This is a genomic window from Nostoc sp. 2RC, from assembly GCF_014222165.1.
Classification (GTDB): Bacteria; Cyanobacteriota; Cyanobacteriia; order Cyanobacteriales; family Nostocaceae; genus Nostoc; species Nostoc linckia.
Genome location: NZ_JACKZU010000746.1, coordinates 1 through 975 on the forward strand (window position 1 = coordinate 1; position 975 = coordinate 975).

At 37.3% G+C, this 975-nt stretch carries 1 protein-coding gene; it reads left to right on the plus strand.

Annotated elements, in window-relative coordinates; all coding sequences use genetic code 11:
* The first annotated feature begins 152 nt into the window (after positions 1 to 152).
* Positions 153 to 758 carry a TetR/AcrR family transcriptional regulator gene (locus tag GNE10_RS34800; RefSeq protein WP_185570543.1) on the plus strand — a complete coding sequence of 202 codons (606 nt, stop codon included), beginning with the start codon at positions 153 to 155 and terminating at the stop codon, positions 756 to 758.
* Positions 759 to 975 lie beyond the last annotated feature (217 nt).

Sequence of the window (975 nt, forward strand, 5' to 3'; positions counted from 1 at the left end):
GGGCAGGGGGCAGGGGGCAGGAGAGAATAATCAATACCCAGTTATCAGTCAACAGTCATCAGTCATCAGTCATCAGTCAATATTGAAAAATAGTTGACTTTTAAAAATTAAAATGGTATATTCAATCAGACTGATTGGTCTGTAATAATTTAATGTCTAAAGGTGAAGAAACAAAAAGCAGAATTCTCCAGCAAGCAGCGGAACTGTTTAACCAGCAGGGATATGCAGGCTCATCGATGTCTGATATTATGCGTGTCACTGGATTGCAGAAAGGGGGAATTTATAATCACTTCCAAAGCAAAGATGATTTAGCACTACAAGCTTTTGAGTTTGCGATCGCTCGTATCCAACAGCATACTAGAGCGGCTCTACGAAACAAGCGTTATGCAACGGAACGTTTGCAAGCAATTATTGGAGTTTTTAGCAGTTTTGCAGAAAATCCACCAATTAAGGGAGGATGTCCATTGCTAAATACTGCTGTTGAGAGTGATGATACTCATCCTGCTTTGCGCCATTGCGCTCAACAGGCGATGAATTCTTGGCTGAATCTGATTCATCGAGTTATTCAAACGGGAATTGCAAAAGGTGAAATTCGTCCTGATACCGATGCTGACGAAATCGCTACTGTCATCATTGCAAGTCTAGAAGGAGCCATCATGCTCAGCAAGCTTTATGGAGATTCAATTCATATGCACAGAGTAATTAATCATCTCAATCAATATATAGAGACTTATCAAATTGTAGGGGATAGGGAATAGGAAATAGGGAACAGGCAATAGTCATGAATTATTTTCAAATCTTGGACTATAGAGCAACTAAATTTATTTGATAAAAACAAAAATATTTATTTCTAGATGGGAAACGCGAAAAATAATACGCCATTATAAAAATCGCTGATTTTTCAAAATGGAGATTTATCTATTTATTACCTTTTAATACCAATTTGAAAAAATAATGCAACACATAGACAAGACC